This is a genomic window from endosymbiont of Acanthamoeba sp. UWC8, from assembly GCF_000730245.1.
Classification (GTDB): domain Bacteria; phylum Pseudomonadota; class Alphaproteobacteria; order Rickettsiales; family Midichloriaceae; genus Jidaibacter.
In genome coordinates this window covers 852,610-875,905 of record NZ_CP004403.1, presented here as the reverse complement: position 1 = coordinate 875,905, position 23,296 = coordinate 852,610, and the positions used below count along the sequence as shown (strand labels likewise).

The 23,296-nt window shown below is 32.1% G+C and carries 17 protein-coding genes, 2 tRNA genes and 1 pseudogene; 1 reads left to right on the top strand and 19 read right to left on the bottom strand.

All coding sequences use genetic code 11. The features are described 5' to 3' along the window. Positions 1 to 55: 55 nt before the first annotated feature. The 18 genes and pseudogenes from I862_RS04265 to I862_RS08840 form a co-directional block, all read right to left on the bottom strand. Positions 56 to 1,171, bottom strand: coding sequence for a hypothetical protein (locus I862_RS04265; RefSeq protein ID WP_038539270.1), 1,116 nt, complete (start codon positions 1,169 to 1,171; stop codon positions 56 to 58). A 457-nt stretch (positions 1,172 to 1,628) separates the two neighbouring features. Next, entirely contained in the window at positions 1,629 to 4,373 is a 2,745-nt protein-coding gene (locus tag I862_RS04260; protein WP_038539268.1) for a sodium:solute symporter family transporter, read from the bottom strand. A 149-nt stretch (positions 4,374 to 4,522) separates the two neighbouring features. Further along, on the bottom strand, positions 4,523 to 4,717 hold the full coding sequence (locus I862_RS04255) for a hypothetical protein (protein ID WP_038539264.1): 195 nt from the start codon (positions 4,715 to 4,717) through the stop codon (positions 4,523 to 4,525). Between the two features lie 291 nt (positions 4,718 to 5,008). Then, positions 5,009 to 5,689, bottom strand: a complete 681-nt coding sequence (locus I862_RS07855) for an ankyrin repeat domain-containing protein (RefSeq protein WP_052646414.1) — start codon at positions 5,687 to 5,689, stop codon at positions 5,009 to 5,011. Between the two features lie 163 nt (positions 5,690 to 5,852). Beyond that, positions 5,853 to 7,076: a hypothetical protein gene (locus I862_RS04245; protein WP_038539261.1), complete on the bottom strand. Its 1,224-nt coding sequence runs from the start codon at positions 7,074 to 7,076 to the stop codon at positions 5,853 to 5,855. Positions 7,077 to 7,805: 729 nt separating this feature from the next. Then, complete coding sequence (locus tag I862_RS04240) at positions 7,806 to 8,423, bottom strand: tetratricopeptide repeat protein (protein WP_038539259.1); 618 nt, start codon at positions 8,421 to 8,423, stop codon at positions 7,806 to 7,808. Next, a complete protein-coding gene (locus I862_RS04235; protein WP_038539256.1) occupies positions 8,411 to 8,650 on the bottom strand; it encodes a tetratricopeptide repeat protein in 240 nt (79 codons plus the stop codon). Before I862_RS04235 ends, I862_RS04240 begins: the two co-directional genes overlap by 13 nt. Before the next feature lie 438 nt (positions 8,651 to 9,088). Next, a complete protein-coding gene (locus tag I862_RS04230; protein WP_038539253.1) occupies positions 9,089 to 11,725 on the bottom strand; it encodes an ankyrin repeat domain-containing protein in 2,637 nt (878 codons plus the stop codon). A gap of 298 nt (positions 11,726 to 12,023) precedes the next feature. Continuing rightward, positions 12,024 to 12,362, bottom strand: coding sequence for a hypothetical protein (locus I862_RS04225; protein ID WP_038539250.1), 339 nt, complete (start codon positions 12,360 to 12,362; stop codon positions 12,024 to 12,026). A gap of 255 nt (positions 12,363 to 12,617) precedes the next feature. Then, positions 12,618 to 13,787, bottom strand: a complete 1,170-nt coding sequence (locus tag I862_RS04220) for a site-specific integrase (RefSeq protein ID WP_038539247.1) — start codon at positions 13,785 to 13,787, stop codon at positions 12,618 to 12,620. 325 nt (positions 13,788 to 14,112) lie between these two features. Then, positions 14,113 to 14,187, bottom strand: a tRNA-Thr gene (locus I862_RS04215). Positions 14,188 to 14,336: 149 nt separating this feature from the next. Next, positions 14,337 to 15,506 carry an EAL domain-containing protein gene (locus tag I862_RS04210; RefSeq protein WP_038539243.1) on the bottom strand — a complete coding sequence of 390 codons (1,170 nt, stop codon included), beginning with the start codon at positions 15,504 to 15,506 and terminating at the stop codon, positions 14,337 to 14,339. Positions 15,507 to 15,557: 51 nt separating this feature from the next. Then, a complete protein-coding gene (locus I862_RS04205) occupies positions 15,558 to 16,391 on the bottom strand; it encodes a 4-(cytidine 5'-diphospho)-2-C-methyl-D-erythritol kinase (protein ID WP_038539239.1) in 834 nt (277 codons plus the stop codon). Between the two features lie 23 nt (positions 16,392 to 16,414). Next, complete coding sequence (rho, locus tag I862_RS04200; protein WP_038541339.1) at positions 16,415 to 17,698, bottom strand: transcription termination factor Rho; 1,284 nt, start codon at positions 17,696 to 17,698, stop codon at positions 16,415 to 16,417. Positions 17,699 to 18,265: 567 nt separating this feature from the next. Then, positions 18,266 to 19,390: a patatin-like phospholipase family protein gene (locus I862_RS04195; RefSeq protein ID WP_038539236.1), complete on the bottom strand. Its 1,125-nt coding sequence runs from the start codon at positions 19,388 to 19,390 to the stop codon at positions 18,266 to 18,268. Positions 19,391 to 19,488: 98 nt separating this feature from the next. Then, positions 19,489 to 20,385 carry a response regulator gene (locus I862_RS04190; protein ID WP_038539233.1) on the bottom strand — a complete coding sequence of 299 codons (897 nt, stop codon included), beginning with the start codon at positions 20,383 to 20,385 and terminating at the stop codon, positions 19,489 to 19,491. A gap of 10 nt (positions 20,386 to 20,395) precedes the next feature. Then, the gene (locus I862_RS08845; RefSeq protein WP_411572138.1) at positions 20,396 to 21,094 is read right to left on the bottom strand and encodes a sensor histidine kinase; all 699 of its coding nucleotides are present in this window, start codon (positions 21,092 to 21,094) and stop codon (positions 20,396 to 20,398) included. After that, positions 21,082 to 21,169, bottom strand: a pseudogene (locus tag I862_RS08840) (histidine kinase dimerization/phospho-acceptor domain-containing protein); the annotation flags it as partial. The gene I862_RS08845 and the pseudogene I862_RS08840, both read right to left, overlap by 13 nt. Before the next feature lie 1,337 nt (positions 21,170 to 22,506). Between I862_RS08840 and I862_RS04180 the strand changes: the two are divergent. Further along, a tRNA-Met gene (locus I862_RS04180) sits at positions 22,507 to 22,583 on the top strand. A gap of 25 nt (positions 22,584 to 22,608) precedes the next feature. On the opposite strand, the gene I862_RS04175 is transcribed toward I862_RS04180, so the two are convergent. Further along, complete coding sequence (locus tag I862_RS04175) at positions 22,609 to 23,283, bottom strand: hypothetical protein (RefSeq protein WP_148299483.1); 675 nt, start codon at positions 23,281 to 23,283, stop codon at positions 22,609 to 22,611. Positions 23,284 to 23,296 lie beyond the last annotated feature (13 nt).

Here is a 23,296-nt window from a genome sequence, read left to right as displayed (position 1 = left end):
ACAACAAATAGGATATAAGGGGGTAATATATCCTATTTAATCTTTAATACAAATATTACTTAGAGCAGTATACATTTATAAGTTCTTGCTTGTCTTTATTTGCAAGCTGCTGTGTAAAAGCATGCACATAATGGGGAAGAGAATGACCCTTCCAATTAACTTTATCAGCTATTTGTATTGGGATCGTATCACATCCGAAAATTAAAGCTTTATCAAAACTTTCTTCGCTTTTTTGTATTAAATTGAGCCCCCGTTCCAAGCAAGAAGCACCATAGACTAATTCCCTGTTAAACCTTGGTCTTAATATTCCGAAGTCCTCGGTAGAGAGTAATACAAGCTTACTAAATCCCGGTTCTTCAGGAGCAATTGACCAATCAAAAGCATAGCCGACTAGAACTGCATTAACGTAAGACATAAGCCTTTTTACTTCTCTCTCCTGGGTACCTTTGTCTTTAAAATATTGCTTACAAACATTTTCAATCATCATAAGCTCTCTACAAGAGGCACTAAAACAAAAGAAAGAAAGCGGCTGCTCATATTCTATTTTTGGCAAAACATACTTTAATGTAAGTTCGGTCATTTCTTCGGAGGCATAACTTGGTTGGGTATGGAAGTTAAGTATTTCATGGTACCTTTTTTCCTTAGTATGAAGTGGGAAATAAAAATATGTTTTATTCATATCCTTTTCTCCTGTTTCTATCCCTAAACATGAGTAAAATTGGAATAGGTTTTTTCTTAACGCGCCAAAATGTTCCATTGTGTCAAAATCAATACCACCCATTGCAATAGTAGCTATATCTGATGGTTTAATACTCTCAACCTTTTTAAATGGGCTTCTATATCCATCTGAAGATACAATAAACGAACCTTTTAAACTTTTATGAATAGATGATGCTTTAAAATCAATGTGGTTATGTTTTTTATTTCCTTCTAATGCAATACTATCCCAGATTTCATCTGGGGAGGGATAATCTAAAGCATCGGAATCTTGTTTTACCGTGTTATTTGTTTTTATAGAGTTTAGTTTGTGTAAAAATCTGGAATAAATTTTTTTACATTTTATTTTAGGGTTATCATCGATACATATGTTTTCTAATAATCTCAGATTAAGTTGAATAGGGGCATAAAATATACCTTGATGAGTTAAGCTCTTTGTGCTTAAGTTTTTCATAAGTCCTCTTATAAATGATTGAATCCGTAACAATTCATTATTATAAGAGGGCACTACCTACGTATGGAAGTCCTGATATTAAAATAATTTTAATATTTTTCATTAAAAGTTTATAAAGCTGTTGTTTTTTTATATTATAAGCTTGTTTTAGTGGTTGAGGTGGGGCGGTATAGTATATTTTACAGTATACTCATATCACCTATAGCAAGGAAAGATTTTCTACTTTTTTGATATATGATTACTAATTGCTGCATTTTCTAGTACGTTTAATAATAGGATTCTTAAAATACATAAAGACTAAAAGAATAAAAGCGCACTTATGGAGGTGGCATCGCATTATGGTTTGGAAGGTAAAATAGCAGTATATATAACTATAGAAGAAACACTTAAAATTCCTGAGAAGAGATGAATAATATATAAATAATAGTGGTTATCTTACTAACTATATAATCAAAGTTTACTGCTTTTTAGTTAGCTTCCTTATCTTCTTGGCTTTGGGGAAAGTTAAGATAAATTCGGTATATTTGCCTAACCTTGACTTGCACTCAATATATCCTCCTAAGTCCTGCATTACCATTTTGCAGAAAGCAAGCCCGATACCCGTCCCGCTTTTACTCTTGGTATAAAACTTATCAAATATATATGGTATATCTTCTTCTGCAATACCTTTACCGTCATCCCTAAAGTAAAGCTTATTATTTTCTGCTCTTATATTTATTTTTACGTTTCTGCCACCATACTTATATGAATTGTTAAGAAGGTTGAATAACATTTGCTTCATGAAATACATAGACCCATAAAATTGGAAGTTATCTATGATTATAATCTTTATACCGTCTTGTTTTTGCTTTAAGAGCTCATATTCAGATATTGCCAGATCTATAAACTCATTCATAAACAATTCTTTTTTATCATCAGAAATTACGGAACTCTTCATTGAAGCTAGTAAAGTATCAACGGTGGTAATTCCATGGGAACTTATTTTTTTCAATGTCTTCCCGGCATCTAAAATCATTTCTAATTCAGTTTCTTTAATTTTTAAAAGATAAAAGTCTCCTTGTTTCTGTTTATTATTGGTTGCTTCTTCCAGTAATGAGCCTAAGTGTCCTGCATACATATCCATAGTAGCCAATGGACTTTTTACCTCATGTGCCATTGCGCCACCGAACATATGCATGGTTTCTACCCTTTCATCTTGTTCTTTTTCTTTCTTTCTAAAAAATAATAATGTTATAGTTGTAAAGAATAAATAAATATACGCTATGCTACTTGCTGTAGTAATTTCCTCAAATGATTCAATGCTATGCCCAGTTAATTTAAATAAAATAAAACCAAAAATAAGCCCAATTGAATATAAAAGAATAAATCTTCTGGCATCTACAAACAAGTACAGTGAAAAAGCAGATAGTATGCCGTTGATTACCCAAAAATCATCTCCTTTGCTAACAAACAACATATAACTTGATACAAACGGCAAACAGAAAGCAAGTAAGAAATACCAATAATAATGTAGGTATTTATTTATAAAATTTTTACTAAACAATGATTCCCTAAATAATAAAACCATACAGAAGAAATAACCAATAGCTATGAGGTATGCAAATACTTCATGGTCAGGGTTAGATGTTAAATGCAAGCTATAAGTAAAATAGTAAGTTAGTGTATAAATACAAAATTGCCTAATTTTTAAATTATGTTGACCAGGATTATATGTAAGTAAGTTTATAGAAGATCTAAATGACTTATATAAATTACTTGCTAAACTTAAAGCTATATTGTGGCTTATTGTATTCTTAGGTTTTTGTAGGCTTTGCTGTAATTTAACTTGTCCGGTAAATATCTGGTAATAATGCATACCAAATAAACCTATTGCACTTCCTATGATACCAAAGCTCATAATGATGACTGTAAACTCCCCGACTATAAATCTCCCAATTATGATAAAAGCCATAGCCATTATTACGCTTGCAATAAAAGATTTACTATTAGTCTTGAGACCTAAAAACCCTGCAATGGCAGGAATCGAAATTATAGGCTCCCAAAAGTTACCCACCAACCACTCTAACTGCAATATATCATGACTTAAATTAATTATACACAAAGAAGCAAAGGATAGAATTATAGTAATACCCCTTAAAGCAATAAGCTGTAAAGTATTGCTAATCTTGGGGTATAGAACTTTAAGCACATCATTGACTAGGATAATACTGCTTGCATTAATTGTAGCTTCTGCTACAGACATAATAATAGCTAGCAGTCCTGCTACCATTGTACCTTTTAATATTGGTGGTAGTATACCAACAAAGTGCAACAATGCATCATTAGGGTTGATATTAGGAAAATCAGCTCTCATCTTATAAGCAATAAGGCAAATTGCTGCGGAAAAAGGAAGTGATATTAAAGCAGTCATATTCAAAGCACGTTTCAACTGTTCGGCATTTCTAGCCATTAAGCATCTTTGTATAAAATCGGGATAAACTCCTGGTAATAAAAGGTATATAATAAAACTAGATAAGAACTTTATGTTTTCATTCGAAAGCTTTAAATGAAGGTAAGATTCAGGAAGATGCGATATTAAATTCTCTAACCCGCCTGTACGAGTAAAAATGACTATATAAGAAATAGGAATTATAAAAAAGAAAATATTAAATTTAAATGTTTCTGTATGTATAACTGCTCGGATACCTCCTAGTGCTGCATAAATAGTAATTATACCGTACCCAATTAATATACCATACCCTGTTTCTATGCCTAAAAAGTAGTAAAACACATATCCCATGGCTAATGCTTGAGCTGTTAAGGATCCTAAGCTTCTTGCAGTAGCTGCTAAGGCTAGCATCCATCTCCCAGGCATACCATAAAGCTTATACATTATCTCACCCATGGATATACAATCCTTAAACTGATCAATATTACGAGTGACTATTTTTGCAGTAATTAACCAATACACGGGTATGAGGAGCTGCAACACTATAAATACTGCACCAAATTCGTAAATTTTACTGGTGATTCCAATAGTACTGCTGGCACCTACCGAAGAAGCAAATATAGTGCACACCAGAACTGTAACAGATATATTTTTATAACCTACAGCAAAATCCTTTAGAGTCTTAATCTTAACAGATTTATATAGGCCAATAATCAGACATATTACTAAAAAAGTAATAACAATGAATAAATCAATATAACTTAATTTTAGCATTTTACCTCTATTTTAGTAATGCTTTATAAATTATATATAATTTATAATTAAATTTCAATTATATTTATAAAAAATAGATTATTAAAACTATTTATTAATTTACCATATTTATATAACAAAATATATAAAATTAGAACATACTTTAAGAATTAATGGCCTGGTTTTTGTATAGAAAGTATACTTTTTTCAAATGCAATGTTTATCCCATTTTTAACATAAGGTGCTATGCTTTCTGGCATATTATTAAAAATGCTTATTTCAGCATTACTTGAGTAAATGCCAGATAACGCAACCAAAGCTACTGCTACTGCGCTAAGAACAAAACCATTTTTAAAAATAGACATTTTGATTGCCTCAAAGTTATTTATTTAACTTTGCAAAAGATTAAAGAATGTTAATTAATTTGACAATAGCTATTTTATTAAGAATTGTATAATAAATGATTACCATTTGCTACACTGAAGCAAATAGCTGATTGGTTAATGTAATAATTTTATTATAATTATACCTTAAATTCTGCCTTAGTAGCATAGCATTAAAATATAACACCATAGTCTTGAAAAGAGAAAATCAGGTAGTATTATTATGATTAATAGCACCTGATTTTCATTATTATAGGAAGTATTCTTCTATGTTTACATCATTATACAGCAACCTTTTTTTTCAGCTTGTGAGTCACGATCTTTTAGGCGTTGAGCATGTAAACTTTGGCCATTTGTGTTATGACTGTTATAAACTTGTTCTGGTGTATTTTGAGCCCGCTCAGTATGCCCTTGTTGTTGCCTCATATAACCTTGAAAGTCAAAATAACGTCCCTTTTCTTCCCAGTGCCTATATGATTGCGAGAGCAATCTTTCATCAACATTTATATCTTGTGGTATTATATCTTGTAATATTCCTAAAGCTGTTTTATGAAAATTACATTTAATCATGGTATCGCATCCGCTGTCTACAAGCCATCCTAGGAATGGCGAATATGCCTGGAGAAGCCTTAATTCAGGGTACTGGCTCCCAGCTTCTGCTAATTTCTGACTTCCAATTTTAACTTTATGACCATAGCTTGCTACTCCAAGATGCAATGGAGTAAAACCTTCATTATCCACAGCATTTATATTAGCTTCATTTTCTATTAAGTACTTTGCTACTATTAATTCAGCACTAATATATGAACGATACATTGCAAAAATATGAAGAGGCGTCCTTCCTTCTGAATCTCGCGAATTCACAAGGTCGTAAACATTTTTGGAAGTATTTATTAATTCCATCACCTTTTTTTCATCACCGTTTCTTATGGCTTCATGTAATTCATGTTTCATTATGGATCTCCAATTATAAATTAATTAGTTTAACATAGTAGTATTAAGGCAATCTTTTAACAACTATGGTAATAATAACTCTTATTATATAATATTATTAATATTAATGGAAGTATTAGTATATATTTATAATTTTTTGAAATAACTATATTAAAGTACTATGTTATCTGTTTATATTATTATTTTCTTCTTTACTCCTTCTTTCACTTTCTTTAGAAGTAAATTTATCCTCTTTATTAGCTATTAAATTATCATGTTTCTGATACTTTGAAATATTATTATGTGCTTCTTTACTCCTTCTTTCATTTTCTTTAGAAGTAAATTTATCCTCTTTATTAGCTATCAAACTATCATGTTCCTGATACTTTGAAATAATATTATGTGCTTCTATTAAATCATTCTGATCTATTACCTTAGAATTATTTAGCGGCTTTTCATTATTAAGTTTATCTCTTTGTTCGTTGTCTTCTAATTGCATTTTTTTTGTATTAAAAGTTTTTTCATTAGGTGGAGCCGATGTTGATTGTTGTATGTTTATAGTCTCTTTATCAACTCTTTTGTCTTCAAATACCGTATCCATGTAAGGATTGCTAATAATAGAGCTTAGCTTTAATTCTCCTACATATTTACTTAAATCTTTATCATTTATTCCAGAGCTAATCTCTATATCTAACTGGCCAATAAAAGACTCCAAGAATTCTTCTGCATTAGGATTTTCACCCATTCTCTCTTTAACTTTTTCATGAGCTATAAAACCTTTTACATCTTTTACAAAACTTTTTTCTGCTTCAGTTATTTCATGTGTAATATGTACTATTCCCTCTTTAATATCAGATAATAAATTACTAACATGTGGAAGATGTTTATGCGGATGTTTTTCTAGTTCATTATGTTTTACAACAAGTTTCTCTTTTGTATCCTTCAGCCCCTTTAAATCTTGTGCTCCATTAGAAATTCTTTCTTTATTCGCCTCTGTATTTTTATAATTTTCTATTAATTTTGTGCCATGTATTTTAGCTTCCTTAGAATTAGGGTCTTTTAGAATTTCGTCGATTAACCCTGCATTAATATAAGTTTGAGCATAATTTTTCTTAAATTGCTTAAGATCTTTCAATACCTCATTCTTAATAGAGTTTAAGTGCTCGACATCATTTGTTAAGGCAGCATCTTTTATAGATTGTATAACCTGATAAATTTTCATTCCTTCATGAAAAGCAAAAAAGAGTTCATCGGTATATTCCAATCCAAGTCCGCTGCCTTCTATAATATTTAAAGCAGATTTAAGTAACAATGTAGGATCGCCAACACCCCTCCTCATTAATGATTTAATTATATCCAATGCTCTTATGGCCTGTACCTTTTTATCTTCCGTAGTTAATTCCGCCATTCGTCTGTTCCCCTGTATAAATTACCCAATTAATTTAAATGCTTAATAATGATTTAAAGTGGGTATCGATCTATTATTTATTGATCTTACCAACTAAGTGTTAATAAAAGGTAAACAGATTTTAATTCTTGTATTTTAAGAATTTATTAAGTAAAATATTTAATAGGCTTAACTTAGGTTATTTTAAACTATGTAGATCGGCCTAGTTTTTATTAAAATATTCTTTCTTTAGGAATATATTTAGTAATCCAGGGCAGTACATTCCGCTAAGAAGACGAGTGAGGAACCATACTTGTTTTTTATTCTAACACCCGCCCTGCTTCTTATATTCATTTGGTTCGGGTATATTTTTTAACCGTAACTTTATTATCTCCGTATTACAATCGTACAATTAGAGCTCTGTCTTTTAAATAATGGTTTTTTCTTGTGGCTCCAGGGTCTTATCAGTTTATTTTACTAATACACTCTTTTAGCTTTATAACCTCCTTATCCTTTTCTCCAAACACTCTATTATATATTCCAAGCGCTTTGTTATAATATTTCTTAGCTTGGCTTTTATCTCTTAACTTCATACATACATTACCAACTCTTTAAAGGACTTGACTATAGCTGTATTGTGCATTCCGTAATACTTTTTCTTAAACAGCAATGCTTGCTTAATATATTTTATTCCAGTTTTAATTTTGTTTAGTCCTATATATGCTATTCCTAGATTTTCGAAATTATTTGTTATTCTGGGGGAGATGTCTTTTTGGGTTTTTTTCTAATATTAAGTGCTTGCTGTTGACATTTTAATGCTTCCTTATTCTTACCCAATTTATAAAGCACCCTACCTTTGAGACCCAAGCCCCAGGACACCTGGTATTTATCTCCCGAATAATATTTTTTTGTTAGCTGTAAACCTTCGTCGAATTTTTCTAATGCTTTTTCATAATCTTCCCGATACTCCAGCACTTCTCCAATGCCTTGAATAAAGGATATATACCACCCCGGTGCTTCGGCTTTATCTATTATTTCCAAACCACGATTAAAATATTCTAATGCTTCTTCACACTTGCCTTGGGCAAAAAGTACATTTCCTATATTGTACAGGCTTTCTGCATTAAATCCGTGTTCTCTACCAAACATTTCTTCATCTATTTTTAAAGCTATTTTATGATATCCCAATGCTTCTTTATATTTATCCCGGATTGCTAATATATCCCCTAGATCATTCAGTGCACTGGAATAATCACTGTTCTTTTCACCATGCATTTTCTTTAATATTTTCGCCCGTTCTACATAACACTTCAGTGCTTTTTTATATTCACCTAATGCATAAAATATGTCTCCCTCTACTTTAAGCAATCAATATACTTTTGATGCTTCTTACCAAATATTCTTACCACTACAGATAGAGCCTGGCTTATATATAGTAATGCTTCTTTACTATTGCCCAGTTGATATAATATACTACTCATGCGGTACGAATTATTATAATGATGAGGGTAGGTAGCATAAATACTTTTTTTCTCTTGAGCTTTAATATCTTTATAGTATTTTAAGGCTTCTTCATATTTATCATGTGTAATCACATAGCTTATATTATTGAGTGAAGTGATATACTCCGGGTATTGCTTTATGATTTTTTCTTCTTCAATCAGTATTGCCTCTCTTATATTTTTCAGAGCTTTTTTGTATTTGCTTTAAAGATAATATAGAAGTGGCTACAGTAAGTCGGACAGTTTATGTAAAATAAATTTGAAAGAAAGAAGTCATAAAAGCATGTCCGAAATAAAACAAAATATTATACTTCAAACTAACATATGTAATTACATTATAACAGAAAAATTAAAATTCTGCTGAAATTGTATCCTATATTTTACCTGCAAATCAAACTTATGGCTCTCAGGCAGCTATCCTAGCAACCTTAAGCAATACTGTAATAGGTAACCTCTCTTTATATATTCATCTATTTATTAAACAGTCATAATTTCTCCTGATACCTATAACCTTCTATATGGATCACACACTTAATGCAAACTTTGTTGTGGGTTATCAACCTCAACAGTATTAGTTTTAATAGTGGTATTATGATCTTTAGATAAAGATTGCTCTAATTCCGGTTCTTTCATTTTTACTAAAGAAATTAAAGCAGAACTTATATTTATGCTTTTATCATATGAATTTAAATATAATATATGCTTCATTAATTGCTTTAATATCTTTAACTCTCCATTAACTGCTGCCCAATTAAACCCTTTCTCTATATCTTTAGCTGTTAATTTAAATTCTTTGAAATTCGAAAGTAAAAATTTTACCATACCGAAATGTTTATATTGAATAGAAGTATCTAAAATTTCGGTAATGCTTTTTCTTGGAAATTGGTCTTTAGCCTTTGAATCAAGTAATACGGAGTATTTATTAGAAGTATTTTTAGGTATAAGATTTATAGCCCCTGTATCAATTAACATTTGCCCGATTTTTGTCTTCCCTTGTTTTATTGCTATGCCTGTACAAAGATTAAAATTTGTTAATAGGGGGCTAGCTCCATACTCCAATAATAATATTGCAGTTTCCTCTTCACTATTAATTATGGCATGTAATAATAGCGTATTTCCATAAATGTTACCAAGATTAGGATCAGCGCCGTTTTCTAGGAATAACCGGACAATTTCAAAACCACGGAAATGAACCGCTCTACTAAAAGGGGTACTTAAAACTGGGTTTTCTAAATTTGGATTTGCTCCTGTTTTTAATAGTAATTCCAGCATATCTTGATTTTCCCATACTGCAGCCTCTTGCAAGAGATTATCACCTGAATCCTCTATAGTTGGATCAGCACCATACTTTAAAAGAAGCTTAACTATATTAAAGTGTCCAAATCTCACAGCTTGTGTTATTGGTGCAAAATCATAAGCTTTATGTTGATTAGGATCTACTTTATTTTTAAGTAATAATTCCGTAATCATATAACAGCCGCTTTGGCAAGCTTTACCTAATAATGTTAACCCTTGTTCATTAATTAAGCTATTCGGATCTGTTCCTGTTTGTAGGATATGCTTTATTACGCTAGCATCACTATCCTCGATTGCTTTGAATGCTTTTCTTATAATTGTATTATCACTTGTAAGTTTGCTGATTAATTCAGCTTTATCTCTACTTTTTCTTTGCTCAATCCACCGGTTAACTATAGCTGCAACCTTTCTATAGTATATCGGGTAACATTTTATATTATTTTCTATACGTCTGAAATCTTCATCGTTAATATGCATAGGATCGGCACCATTCTCAAGTAATATATTTATTATATCACCAGACATACTCAATACAGCTTCATATAATGCTTTCCCTTGCGGTATAACAGCCCCTACCGATAATAAAAATTTAACAGTATCAACTCGCCACCAAGAAATAGCTGCTAGCAATGCATTCCCTTTATTATGTTGATAATTTACGTCAGCCCCTAACTTTATAAAACATTTTATTATATCTATATTACTATTTTGTGCAGCATACATTAATGGAGTACCTCTCTTACTTTCACAATTTAATTTAGCTCCATATTTTACAAGTAGTTTAGCAATTCTAGCATTAAATTTATAAAGCGTGGCTAATACAATTAGCGGAGTTTCACCAAATTTATTTTGTTGATTAGGATTCGCTCCTGCCTTAAGTAGCTCTTCAACTAATAATGGATCACCTCTCCTTATAGCTGCTATTAAAGGAGTACAACTACCTTCAAAACTTGCATTAAAATTAGCTCCGTATTTCAATAATAATTTAACTGTACTAATATCCCCTTTTCCTAATATTGCTTGCATTAATGCAGATTTAAAATATTTATTCTCTTGATTTACATTTGCATTACTTTTTAATAATACTGTCATATTTATATTTTCACCTAGATATGCTGCTCTCATTAAAGGTGAATATGTCTTTTCATCTTCAGTATTAATAATAGCTCCATATTTTAATAATTTTTTGACAACTAACGAACTATAATGTTCTATAGCTATCAATAATGGTGTACAACCCGTTCGGTCTTTCGCATTTACATCCGCTCCTTTTTCTATTAATAATTTAGCTATCTTTAAGGCACGTAAATTTAATGCAACCATTAAAGGTGTCTCATCGTTCTTTCCCCATTTTTCATCAATATGCTTTATTGCAGGCAATAAAGCACTTACTACTTTGTAATTTGAAATTAAAATGGCAAAGATAATCGGAGGAATATTATTTGCATTTTTCTTTGTCTCTGTTTCTAAATAATTTGCTTTTGCACCATATTTTAAAAGCATCTTTATAATTTTAACGTTGCTCATAGCTATCGCAATATATAATGGAGAGTTTGGGCAATCTAATGAATAACTAAAAGCAGTAGAATTAAGCGTTAAAAAATATAATTTTAAATGTCTCAAACCTTTTTGCTTTCTAATAATATCGAAAGGTAATCCTCTGGAAAGTACCTCCCAATTCGGATCAGCTCCGGCTTCAAGCAAAATTTCAACTATATTATCATGGCCATTAAGTATAGCTCTTGTAAGTGGAGTTAACCCTTCTTCTGTCTCATAATTCGGATTAGCCTCTTTTAATAAAAATTTAAATACTTTTCTTTCATCTCCAGCTAATACTGCATTATATAAATTATCATTATAATTTAATTTCATAATTTAAACCATTGTTTTAGACCATAATATTATTTTATTTAAAAAGGTTAATTTTTAGTTAATAAGTAGGTATAATCAATAATTAGTGCAATTTGATTTTCTTATCTTTATCATCTGGATTTCTAATATGGTAAATATCCCTTTATAATTTTAGGTAACTTGTTATTAGCATTTTCTATAATAAAATCAGCTGTAAAAGTAAGGAGTTAACCTTACATTCCAATGGTAACTAGGTATATGAATCACACAGTTTTTACTGTATGACAGATTATCTAAGTATTAAAATATCTGGTTAACCCTAAATACCATCTAGAATAATGAGTTCATCTTCTTTTCTTACATTAACTACAAGCTTTGAGAACCAGGCATATTTATAATAAGTTTCACCTATAATCTCAAATTCACCTCTGACCACTACTCTCTTTCCATATTTCAACGAATGTAAATATCTATTAAGCAGCTCATAATTCCAAATAAACACATAAAACCGGAAAGAACGGTGCTCTTGTTTTGGATTGCTATGCTCATTTACTTTCTCTACTAAAATTATACCATACTTAACATTATATTTAGATATAATCACTTCTACATCGGTACGAATTATACCGGTAATCTCTACATATCCTGAATTCAGCACAGAACATCTCCTTAGGCATTTATAGCCTTTAATTAAAGTTTGACTTTTAATAAAGAGTCTGAGAGAATTTTAACTGTTTTTAGGTCTATCAGACTCTTTAAGCTAAGAGGGAAATATTGCAGTATTTCCCTTAGCTTTGCTTACAGACAGTTACCTCTACATCGAATGCCAGTCAACTCTTTTTTTATGGTGATTATACACTTGCAATCAAGGGAAACCCTAGCTTGCAGTAGAATTGCTATTTTAGTTTTTATACTATTGCCTTATAATGGCAGCGATATGAGATGTAACATTCCCTGCTGCTTCAATTACTGCTTCAGGCATGAGGTGGGCATAACGGGCAGTCGTTTGCACTTGGGTATGACCGAGCAGCTTGCCGATCATAGGTAAACTCATCCCTTGAGAAACAGCAAAAGAAGCAAAGCTATGCCGTAAGTCATGGATGCGTAGTTCTGCTCCCAGACCTGCTTTCTTTTTAATCCGGCGCCAAGGTTTATGTGCATTATTCAAATGAGCTAAGGGTTTTGCACCCCAGATAACATAAGGATTATCCTTAGGCTGTAGCGGATGAGCTTTTATCTCTTTTAGTATCTCAAGCACATTATCTCCAACATGAACTACACGGGCACCGGTCTTAGAGTCAGGCAGGCGTATACAGGAGTTATTATAATCTATATAATCCCATTTTAAGGTTTGAATCTCTCCAAGCCTGCATCCTGTGTAAAGTAAAAGCTCAATACAATAAACGGCAGCTATATTCTCGCTATCATCAGTCTTCATTTTTTGTAATATTTGCCCTAGGCGCTTAGCTTCTTCTTTACTTAAGAATCGCTCTCGCTTCTGCTCGGTATATTTCTTTATATGTTTACAGGGATTGGTGCCCTCAACTCTCAAGCCCCACATCTCGGCAAGATTAAACATAACAGATAACACAGCAAGGCAACGGTTAGCTTCATAGGGAATATGGCGCATGGCATTATGTATATTAGCAATATCAGCTCGACTGATCTCTGATACTTTTGCATTACTCAAGATGGGTAAAATACGTTTATCTAAATAGCGCTTATACTCTTTTATAGTACGACTTTTGCAATGTAATGTAATATATTCCAAATATTGGGTGGAAAATTCCCTTATGTTAATTTCTTTTGCTCTTTGAGCTTTCTCTGCTTGTGGGTCTCCACCGTCTTTAACCTTGGCTAACATGGTAATTGCTTTATCCCTGGCTTTTTCTACCGTTATAATACCGTGTTGTCCTAGCGCTAGCCTTTTAACGGATTTTTTAACCATATATTGCAGGTAGTAATGACGCTTACCTTTTTGTGATATTCTTACACAAAACCCGGGAACTTGAGTATCAAATATAAAGTATGGTTTTTCTTTTACCTCAGCTTGTTCGATAACTGTTTTAGTTAGCTTTGTCATTTTTTGTCTTGTTTGGGTTTTGCTTATAATTTAGGTGTTACCGTACAAAAGCTTGCAAAGTCAACCTGAATTAAGTTCTGATAAAAGTGCTTAGAAAACAAAATAAATAATTCGAAAGTAGGTGGTAGAAAGATAATTTTGTGTACTAACGGTGTACTAAAGAGGGAGAAAGTTGATTAGTATAATAGCAAAAGAATGAGAAGAAAAAAGCTACTAATATATCCGTAAATACAATAGGTTAGGGCGAAATTAAGTAAGCATAAAAAGCAGTATGTAGTATTTTAAAGTAAAGTACTTTAAAAACAGCTGTAAGCCGCATATTACCTGGTGCCGAAGAGAGGATTTGAACCTCCGACCTACTGATTACGAATCAGTTGCACTACCCCTGTGCTACTTCGGCTTATAATATTTATTTATATACCTATCAACTATAAATAATCAAGGTAGATTACTTAATTTATAGCCATAGATATATTTGTATTCCCTCGCCAAAAAATAAAAAACCTATTTTAGGCATGCCTTTTTCACTTTATAGTAAATCTAAATGACTTACTCATCCTCGGAAAAATTACCTTTAAAAAGATAGATTCCCAGCTCCTTCCCAAGCGCAAAGGCTTCAGTATCACAATTAGTTAATATAAGATGTGTAGAATTTAATGACTCAATTTTATTATATAATAAATTAAGAACTTTTTCTTGTTCTGGATCAATTAATATCTTATCAAACTTTAATTTAATCAAATCGAACCCAAAAATTTCTGCTTCAATAAGTAAAAATATTTTATAATCGATATCATTTAAACATACTTTATAGCCATGATTTTGTAGAGTATTCTTAATATCCATAAACTCATCAATATTTTCAAGTACTTCGCTTATGTTAAAGGCAATTATAATATTTTTCTTAAATACTTCAGCAATTGCAGAATCGAAGAGCTCAAATTCTTCAGATTTGAGCGTTGAAAGAGAAATGTTTATAAGGCAGCCTACACCTTCTTCTCCTTGAGCCTCATTGATTAATTGTATCAAAAGCTTAATATCCACAATATCACACAAATATTTAAATAAATGAGAATTGTTGAGAAAATCTAAGGTGTGGATTAAATCATTTCTTAATTTGTTTTTATTGATTTCAATTTCTCTAATAACCATTTTGAAAGAATCATCGTCAGAGTGCATCCATATAGGAGAGTTATCAGTATAACTCTCCATATCTATTTTTGCCAAAGAATTTTCAAGACAATCGGTTAAGAGACTTTCTATATCAGATTCTATTTCAGGGGATAAATTAAATTCAAAATTATCATTCTGAGCCTGTATTATTTTATCTTCACATCTGGCGAAAAAATCATTCCAATCACTTTGAAGATCGTACATTTGGCAAAAGCTGTTGTTTGCGATTCCGGGGCTTAGGTAAGCTAATTGATCGTCAACAAATAGATAACGCATTTGAAAAATTGCCTCTTCTATCTGTTGTAAATTTGTATTGTTGCAAATTACGAAAATGTCTCCATCCCCGAATGATACTATATCTCCAACACAAGTGCTTAGCTTATCCCTTAAAACATTAAGCGCTATATTAAAATGCTCCTCATTTTTATGTTGGTCTTCAAGGCCGGCAAGATTAAAAATTAAACCGATACGAGCATTTTGTTTGGTATGCTGATTATTAATTATATTTATTAATTTTTGCTCTGCTTGGCTTTTATGAATATACATATTTTCTATATTTAAGAGATATATAACCAGTATATGAAAAGTTTTTTTTGTTTACAACTCTAACAATTGATAATGACACCAAAACTTAGGATAAGTTTTATTTAAATTATATAGTGCCTGCTTAGCTTTTTCCTCGTCTGAAAAAATACCGAAACAAGTGCTACCGCTTCCGGACATTCTGGATGCTATACATCCTGCTTGTTTAGCTATTATATCCAGTGTTTCCGAAACCGGGGGGGCAATGATTAATGCAGGTGCAGTAAGATCATTTTTGCCGTAATATATTTGCTCAATCATGGATTTAGCGCTAATTTCCTCCAAATTAGGAGTAAAAGATTTAACGCTTAGTTTATAAACTTCTTTTGTATTAACATTGACGGGAGGCTTAACTAATAATACGGGTAAAGAAATATTAAGTTTAAGGGGTAGGAGCTTTTCTCCTCTGCCTGTAGCAAAAGCACTATTATTATGTATAAAAAATGGAACATCCGCTCCTACATTATAAGCAATATCTGCCATTTCCTTCATGCTTAGATTAAGGTTATATAAAGTATTTACCAACCTTATGGTGCTTGCCGCATTACTTGAGCCCCCGCCCATGCCTGCGGCAATCGGGATTTTTTTATTTATCAGTATTTCTACCGGTTTTAAGAAGCCTATATATGCCTCCATTGCTTTAAAAGCTTTTAAAGCAATGTTTTCTTCTCTTATTTCAGCATTTTCAGTAATGCAGTTTAAGGCTAAAGATTCTTTAATCGCAATTGCATCACCGCAATTAAGTAGAGCAAAGTAACTTTCCAGAAGATGGTAGCCTTGCTCATCTCGACCGATAACATTTAAAAATAAATTTACCTTAGCAAAAGCAATTTCTTCCAGTTGTCTCATCTTAGCTTTCTATGCAAAAATCATTAATGAGATGAACCGCTACCATTATAAGTATTCATTTGTTCAAAAAACATTCCATTCGATTTAGTTGATTTTAACTTACCGATTAGAAATTCAATAGCATCGGTAGAACCCATTGGATTTAATATTTTTCTTAATACCCACATCTTAGAAAGAGTGGATTTATCAACTAACAAGTCTTCTTTTCTGGTGCCTGACTTAGATATATCAATTGCCGGGAAAGTACGTTTATCAGCGATTTTACGATCAAGCACAATTTCAGAGTTACCGGTGCCTTTAAATTCTTCAAAAATAACTTCATCCATTCTCGAACCGGTTTCAATAAGAGCCGTTGCAATAATAGTAAGTGACCCGCCTTCTTCAATGTTTCTTGCAGCTCCGAAAAATCTTTTAGGTCTTTGTAAAGCATTAGAATCTACCCCGCCGCTTAAAACCTTTCCTGATGAAGGAGCAACGTTGTTATAAGCACGTGCAAGTCTTGTAATCGAGTCTAAAAGAATTACTACGTCTTTCTTATGTTCAACTAATCTTTTTGCTTTTTCAATTACCATTTCCGCTAATTGTACGTGTCGATTAGATGGTTCATCAAAAGTTGAGCTCACAACTTCCCCTTTTACCGATCTTGCCATATCGGTTACTTCTTCCGGTCTTTCATCAATCAAAAGAACGATTAATACAACTTCCGGATGATTTTCACTGATTGCATGCGCAATATTTTGCAGTAAAACAGTTTTACCGGTTCTGGGAGGAGCTACTATTAAAGCCCTTTGGCCTTTCCCGAGCGGAGCTACCATCTCAATTACTCTTGAGCTTAAATCTTTTGTCGGCTTGTGAGTTTCCAGCCTTATCTTTTCATCCGGATAGAGGGGAGTAAGGTCTTCAAAGTGGACTCTATGGTGAATGCTTGTGGTTTCATAAGCATTTACATTATTTACTTTAATTAATGCAAAATATCTTTCGCCTTTTTTCGGCGCTCTTACTGGACCCACTACAGTATCTCCGGTTCGCATACCTAATCTTCTGATTTGGTTCGGCGATACGTAAATATCATCAGGACCGGGAACATAATTATTTTCGGATGAGCGTAAAAATCCGTATCCGTCTTGTAAAATTTCCAGCACCCCTTCCCCTATCATTACACCGCCTCTATCGGCAAGACGTTTTAAGATAACAAAGATAAGGTCATTTTTTGCTAAGCTACTCGGATTTTCAACTTCTAAAGATTCTGCAAGATCCAGAAGCTCGTCAGGAGCTTTTTTCTTTAGATCTTTAAGGTGGAATGTCATTTCAGGCTCGGGTTCCTGCTTATCAAATGCCTCTTCTTCAGCGCATTGTTGATTAGGGGCTTTATCTTTTTTATCTAATTCTAACGTATCACTTTTAGGTTCATTTAAAGTATTATCTAAGGTCTCTTTATCTTCATGCTTCTTTATTACTTCTTCTTGAGCATTTAAAGTTTCTGGTTGCGGTTCAGGATTAACAGCTTTTAAAATTCTCCTGCGTCTTGGAGATGATCCTTTTTTTTCTGCTTCTTGGGTAATTTTATTATCGTCAGAAATTAGCTCTTCGTTTAATGCTACTTCTTTGTCATGTTTCATAGATTATTATAATCCTCATTAAGTCTATTAAAATTTATGCTTAAGCATGCTTAAGCCAAGTCATAAGTCTAATGGGGCTTTTATAAGGTGTACCCCTAAAGAGATTGATAGGCTTAAGTCTTTTTATTGATTAAGAAAAAGATATGTTACGCCATTATAATATCTTTTTAATTTTGGATATGTCAAATCTTTTTTGTGTAAATATTGCTTTTTATTTAATAAAGTCTTCTTGCCTAGTTCATGAAATATATGAAATTAATGATTAGAAATGTTTCTATCTCCATTCAAAACATTAGCGATCTCTTGTAAAGTTTGTTCATTATCTTTTATGATTCGTTCAGCATATCGTTTAAGAGCGTTTAAATTTTCTTCAGATATATTGTCTAAATCTCCATGCTCAGATTCAATAATCGGCTGAAACCTGAAATAGTCCGTATGGGGATTGTTATAATTAAAGGTATAACGCATTTCATAATCGGTTACTGCATTAACCGCATACATCATAGTCGGAATAATCTTTTTTGCCCAGCCTAAAAAACCTGAGTTTGCAACCTCTTTGCGAGCAATATATTTGCTTTTAGCACCATAATTAGTACCTGTACCTAACGACACTATAAAAAATGGAGTTTTTATCCCGTAAATTTCCGAAGTATATACGGCTGCGGAAAGAGTAGGGTTATTTACCGATATTCCTCCGTCAATAAACACATGGTTAGCGGTTTTTAGTATATTATTAATTTGGGCGGGTTTAAAGTATCCAGGTGCCGCGGAAGTTGCGCGTGCAATATCTTTAAGTAAATAATTCCCTTCCTCTGTTTTGCGTGCTTTATTGGTGTGGAAGAAAAAAGTCTGATCTTTTTCAATCTCATACGCCGGTATACTTACATTACTTAAAGTATCCTTTAATTGAGTATTACCAAAATATTTACTTAATAATTGTTCTAAATTCTTTTCCGAGTACTTAGCTCCCCACCAGCCCGCACCACTTCTAACATTTTGCCAAATTGAGTTTTTAAATACTTTGTTACCTAATTCTAAATAAAGTTTAAGTATGTGATCGGCTTGATATTTCGGTTTGCCCCTTTCATCGGGGGTATTTAACAATAAAACTATAATTCCTCCAGTCGAAGTGCCGGTCATTATATCAAAACAATCTGTAAGATGACGCCCTTTTTTTAATCTGGATTCCAGATTTTTTAGTACTAATGCCGGAATAATACCTCTAATCCCACCTCCGTCAATTGAGAGGATTCTAATATGCTTATTTTTTGGGAGGGTATTTCCTTCTAAAGTTCCGGCAAATGAACTTGGAATAAGAGCAACAATGCTTAAGTAAGCAGCAAGTAATGTGAGGCATAAATTACGCAGATAAACTATCAACTAATATCTCCTAATCACCCAGGCCTTTACCTTACACTATTAACATGCAAAATTTATTATTTCCAGATTTAATTAGAAAATGAATTTATAAACTAAGATTATAAAAATATCTTACAACAAACGCTATTACCTTTATTTGAATAAACCAGACTATCAAAACTAATCTGCTTTGAAAGAGCAATCCCTCTTCCGTTGGGGTCGGTAATTCTATTTGGGTCGATTTCTATATATTTTTGTGGGGAAAAGCCTGCACCTTGGTCAATTATAGTGATTATAATCTCAGTATTAGTTCTTTCAAATTCAAGTCTGCAAATTTTGTGTTTATATTCTTCTCCCTGTAATCTGGTGTTAATTTCTTCAAGCCATCCCCCTTCAATTAAATACCTTTTCTTTTCTTCGTAAGTTAGGCCAAGGTTTCCGTGCTCAACAGCATTTAACATTAACTCGGTAATCCCCCATAGAACATTTCGTTCTTTCGGGCAGCTATTGGAAATTAGGGCGGAGAGCGATTTAACTTCTTCCAAACTTCTGAATTCAAAACTGGCTTTTTTTATAAGTTTTAAGGCGTTTAAGTTCAAGCTTACGGTATCAACCAGCGCAGAATATTTCTTTGCACTTTCAAGTGCGGATCTTACTATAGATAACAACAACTCTTTTTGATAAGGCTTACTTAAATAATAAAATGCACCTGCTTCTACCCCTTCACGTACCTCTTCTACGGAAGTTGCTGCTGTTTGCATAATAACCGGGGTAGCTTTGAATTTTTCGGTAGCTTTAATCTTTTTCAATAGTGAAATTCCGTCCATATTAGGCATCATGCGATCGAGCACAACTAGGTTTACTTCTTCCTCCTGAAGAATTTCCCAAGCTTTAACTCCATCAGGAGCAGTAACGATTTCATAGCCTTCTTCTTCAAAATATTCTAATAAAATATCTAAGTTTAACTCTTCATCATCTACTGCTAGAATTTTTATTTTTTTATCTTCAGTGCTCATTTTGCCTTACCTATGTTTTAACTATGGGATTTTCATCTATTGTTGTTGCATTTAAGTCTCTCGGTAGGATGACTTTAAACATAGCTCCGCCTTGAGGGGTGTTTTCCGCCCATATTTTACCGTTATGTATTTTGCTTATATCCAGGCATATTGCAAGCCCTAGCCCGGTTCCCCCGCTGCTTTGTTTGGTTTTACTGCTTTGGTTAAATTTTTGGAAAATTAATTCCAGTTCGCCCTCAGGAATTCCGGTGCCATAGTCTTTAATGCTAATAATTATTGCCGGGTAAACGTTGTTTTCTCGTTCATACAAAGTATCTTCAATATTAATTTCTATGGTAGAACTAGGAGGTGAAAATTTAATTGCATTTGAAAGCAAGTTTATTATAAGCCGCATTATAAGTTCAGTATCCAGAGTTATTTCCGAATTTGATAATTTATTAGAAAATGAAACATGTAATTGTTTGTTTTCCAATAATGCGGAAAGCTCATTTAATGACTTGTTAATGATATCAATAATATTAGTTGTTTCAAATTTGGTTTTCATTTGGCCTGCTTCCAATTTGGAAAGATCCAGCAGGTTGTTAAGAAGTTTAAGCAATCTGTTGCCGCTTGAATATATATTATCAAGATATTTTATTAGCTTTGATAGGTCTTTGCCTTCATTATAACGATCCAATATAATTTTTGTATAACTTAAAATTGCATGCATAGGCGTACGCAACTCATGTGACATATTAGCCAGAAATTCGCTTTTTGCGCGGTTGGCACTTTCAGCTTTTTGCTTGGCTTGAATTAATTCCTGGGTATTAGCCTTAAATACTTCAGTAGCTCTGGCGATTTTCCCTATTTCATCGAATCTATGTATAGAAGGTATTTCAAGATTGGTAACTATCCTACCTTGAGAAATACTGGTTAAGATTTTAGTAAGGTATGAGAGTGGACGTACTAAATTGTTTGCCGTATAGAAAGAGAGAAATATTGCTATGCTCAAGCAGATGAGGAATATTACGATAGTAATTTTAATAATTTTTAATGCTTCCAGGTTAATCTTTTCAGTCGGAACTTCTAATGAAAAAAGCCAATTACCTTGGTAGTCATCAATAGTAATCGGAATAGTTACTTTATACATTTCATTATCTTCTTTCCACAATTTATGATAAAAATTTTCTTTATCAATATTTATGCCCGTAATAAAAATTTCTTGGTCAGTTGAAAGTGAAAGCACTTCATCATTTGAAATTTTTGTTTGTTTAACAATATCTTGGATGCTTGATATATAAATATCAATCCCGACCAGAGCTATAAATTCTCCGTTCATATTATATAAAGGTTTAAAAAAAGTGACCAAATTACGGGTATCTTCATTCCTTACTACAATATAAAGATGATTATTTTTTTTATTAGCTAATTGATATTGCTTTTTGTATTCTTGCGTATAGTCCTGTAACTTGTTTTTTATAAATTTATTATCTTTAGCTTTGAGGAGAATGCGTCTTCTATTTTCATTATCTGCGGAATTGTTAAGCTGCCGATTATCCTGATCCCATACTATCCAAGCCATATAAACATTATCTAAATTACCTACCGTATAATCGAGAAAAAAGTTAAGCGCATGATCATTAAGCATATCGGCATTAGACAAGCCGCCAATGACTCCGCTTAAATGTTTAATAACATAGCTGACATTATTAAGGTGGTTTTGTATTTGATGGGCATGGTAATAAGTATATTTATAGGTTTCGCTCTTTGCTTTATCTTTTGAAAATTCTCCAAGCTTTTCAGTAACAAAAATGAATACGAACAATGCCGCAATAATAAACGGCAAAATCGTTACTACTAAAATTTTTGTTCTTAAACTCCAATACTTATAAAAAAACATATACGAGTTATTAGTATTATATAATTATAAGGGTACAATAAGTATTTAATTTACGCAAAGTTTATAGTTAGTGTACTTTAATATAAATGAATAGCTTATATTAAAAATAAGCATATGAGAAATTTAAGAGCCGCTGCTTTTGCGGAAAAATTATATAGAGTTTTGTAAGAAGCTAATTTGATGTTAATTCTATCTGGACAACTACTATATTTATTGATATAAAATAGATTTTAAATTTCCAGGGGACCTTAGTTCAGTTGGTTAGAACACACCGCTCATAACGGTGTTGTCGTAGGTTCAAGTCCTACAGGTCCCACCATTCCTCTTATAGTTGCAAATTAATGCTACTCTTTAAGTCTTAGATATAGAACCAGCATATTAATGATATAAAGTGCGATTAAGCCGAAATAAATTACGCTTTTAAAGTAAATAGGGAGGCCTAATACTATAAATAAAATAAAGTAAAATAAAGAAATACAAACTACTAATTTGAAAAATAACGGACGAACCATTTCAATACTTTTATATATTGATTCTTTTATTCCCTTACCTTCAATTAATATTATAAATTCCACCATAGAAAATGCTACTACTACGATAATCCCGGGAAAAAAATATAATGTTAGACCGATATTAATTAATATCGATTTTAGAGTGCAAGCCAAATAAAGGGTAATAAATTTGTTTTTAACAAAAGCTCTTATTCTTTCAAAGCATTGAAAAATATTTTTCGGTTTAGATAAAACAACTAAAGTTATAGCGATTACAAACATCGTTTGGTTAAGTAGTATAGTTAGGGCGGTAAATATTATAGGTAGAAGCTTAGCTTCCTTTAATGCTTCGGGGTTCTTGGCAAATGCAGTCAGATATTCGGTAACAGGGTAAATAGCTAAGTGAGAGACCATTGAGACAATAATTACTATTATTCCAATCTGCCAAAAATTTAAACGAAAAATATTGAATGATTTTAGTAGCACTTGAATGAGTGTGTCTAATGTATATTTTTCTTGTATGTTCATTTAAATTTAGAAC

Coding starts and splice junctions, on each gene's coding strand:
- I862_RS04230 (WP_038539253.1), bottom strand. CDS start 11,725: ATGAAATTAAATTATAATGATAATTTATATAATGCAGTATTAGCTGGA.
- I862_RS04190 (WP_038539233.1), bottom strand. CDS start 20,385: ATGAGCACTGAAGATAAAAAAATAAAAATTCTAGCAGTAGATGATGAA.
- rho (WP_038541339.1), bottom strand. CDS start 17,698: ATGACATTCCACCTTAAAGATCTAAAGAAAAAAGCTCCTGACGAGCTT.
- I862_RS07855 (WP_052646414.1), bottom strand. CDS start 5,689: ATGAAACATGAATTACATGAAGCCATAAGAAACGGTGATGAAAAAAAG.
- I862_RS04255 (WP_038539264.1), bottom strand. CDS start 4,717: ATGTCTATTTTTAAAAATGGTTTTGTTCTTAGCGCAGTAGCAGTAGCT.
- I862_RS04175 (WP_148299483.1), bottom strand. CDS start 23,283: ATGAACATACAAGAAAAATATACATTAGACACACTCATTCAAGTGCTA.
- I862_RS04210 (WP_038539243.1), bottom strand. CDS start 15,506: ATGTATATTCATAAAAGCCAAGCAGAGCAAAAATTAATAAATATAATT.
- I862_RS04205 (WP_038539239.1), bottom strand. CDS start 16,391: ATGAGACAACTGGAAGAAATTGCTTTTGCTAAGGTAAATTTATTTTTA.
- I862_RS04220 (WP_038539247.1), bottom strand. CDS start 13,787: ATGACAAAGCTAACTAAAACAGTTATCGAACAAGCTGAGGTAAAAGAA.
- I862_RS04245 (WP_038539261.1), bottom strand. CDS start 7,076: ATGGCGGAATTAACTACGGAAGATAAAAAGGTACAGGCCATAAGAGCA.
- I862_RS04265 (WP_038539270.1), bottom strand. CDS start 1,171: ATGAAAAACTTAAGCACAAAGAGCTTAACTCATCAAGGTATATTTTAT.
- I862_RS04260 (WP_038539268.1), bottom strand. CDS start 4,373: ATGCTAAAATTAAGTTATATTGATTTATTCATTGTTATTACTTTTTTA.
- I862_RS08845 (WP_411572138.1), bottom strand. CDS start 21,094: ATGCATGCAATTTTAAGTTATACAAAAATTATATTGGATCGTTATAAT.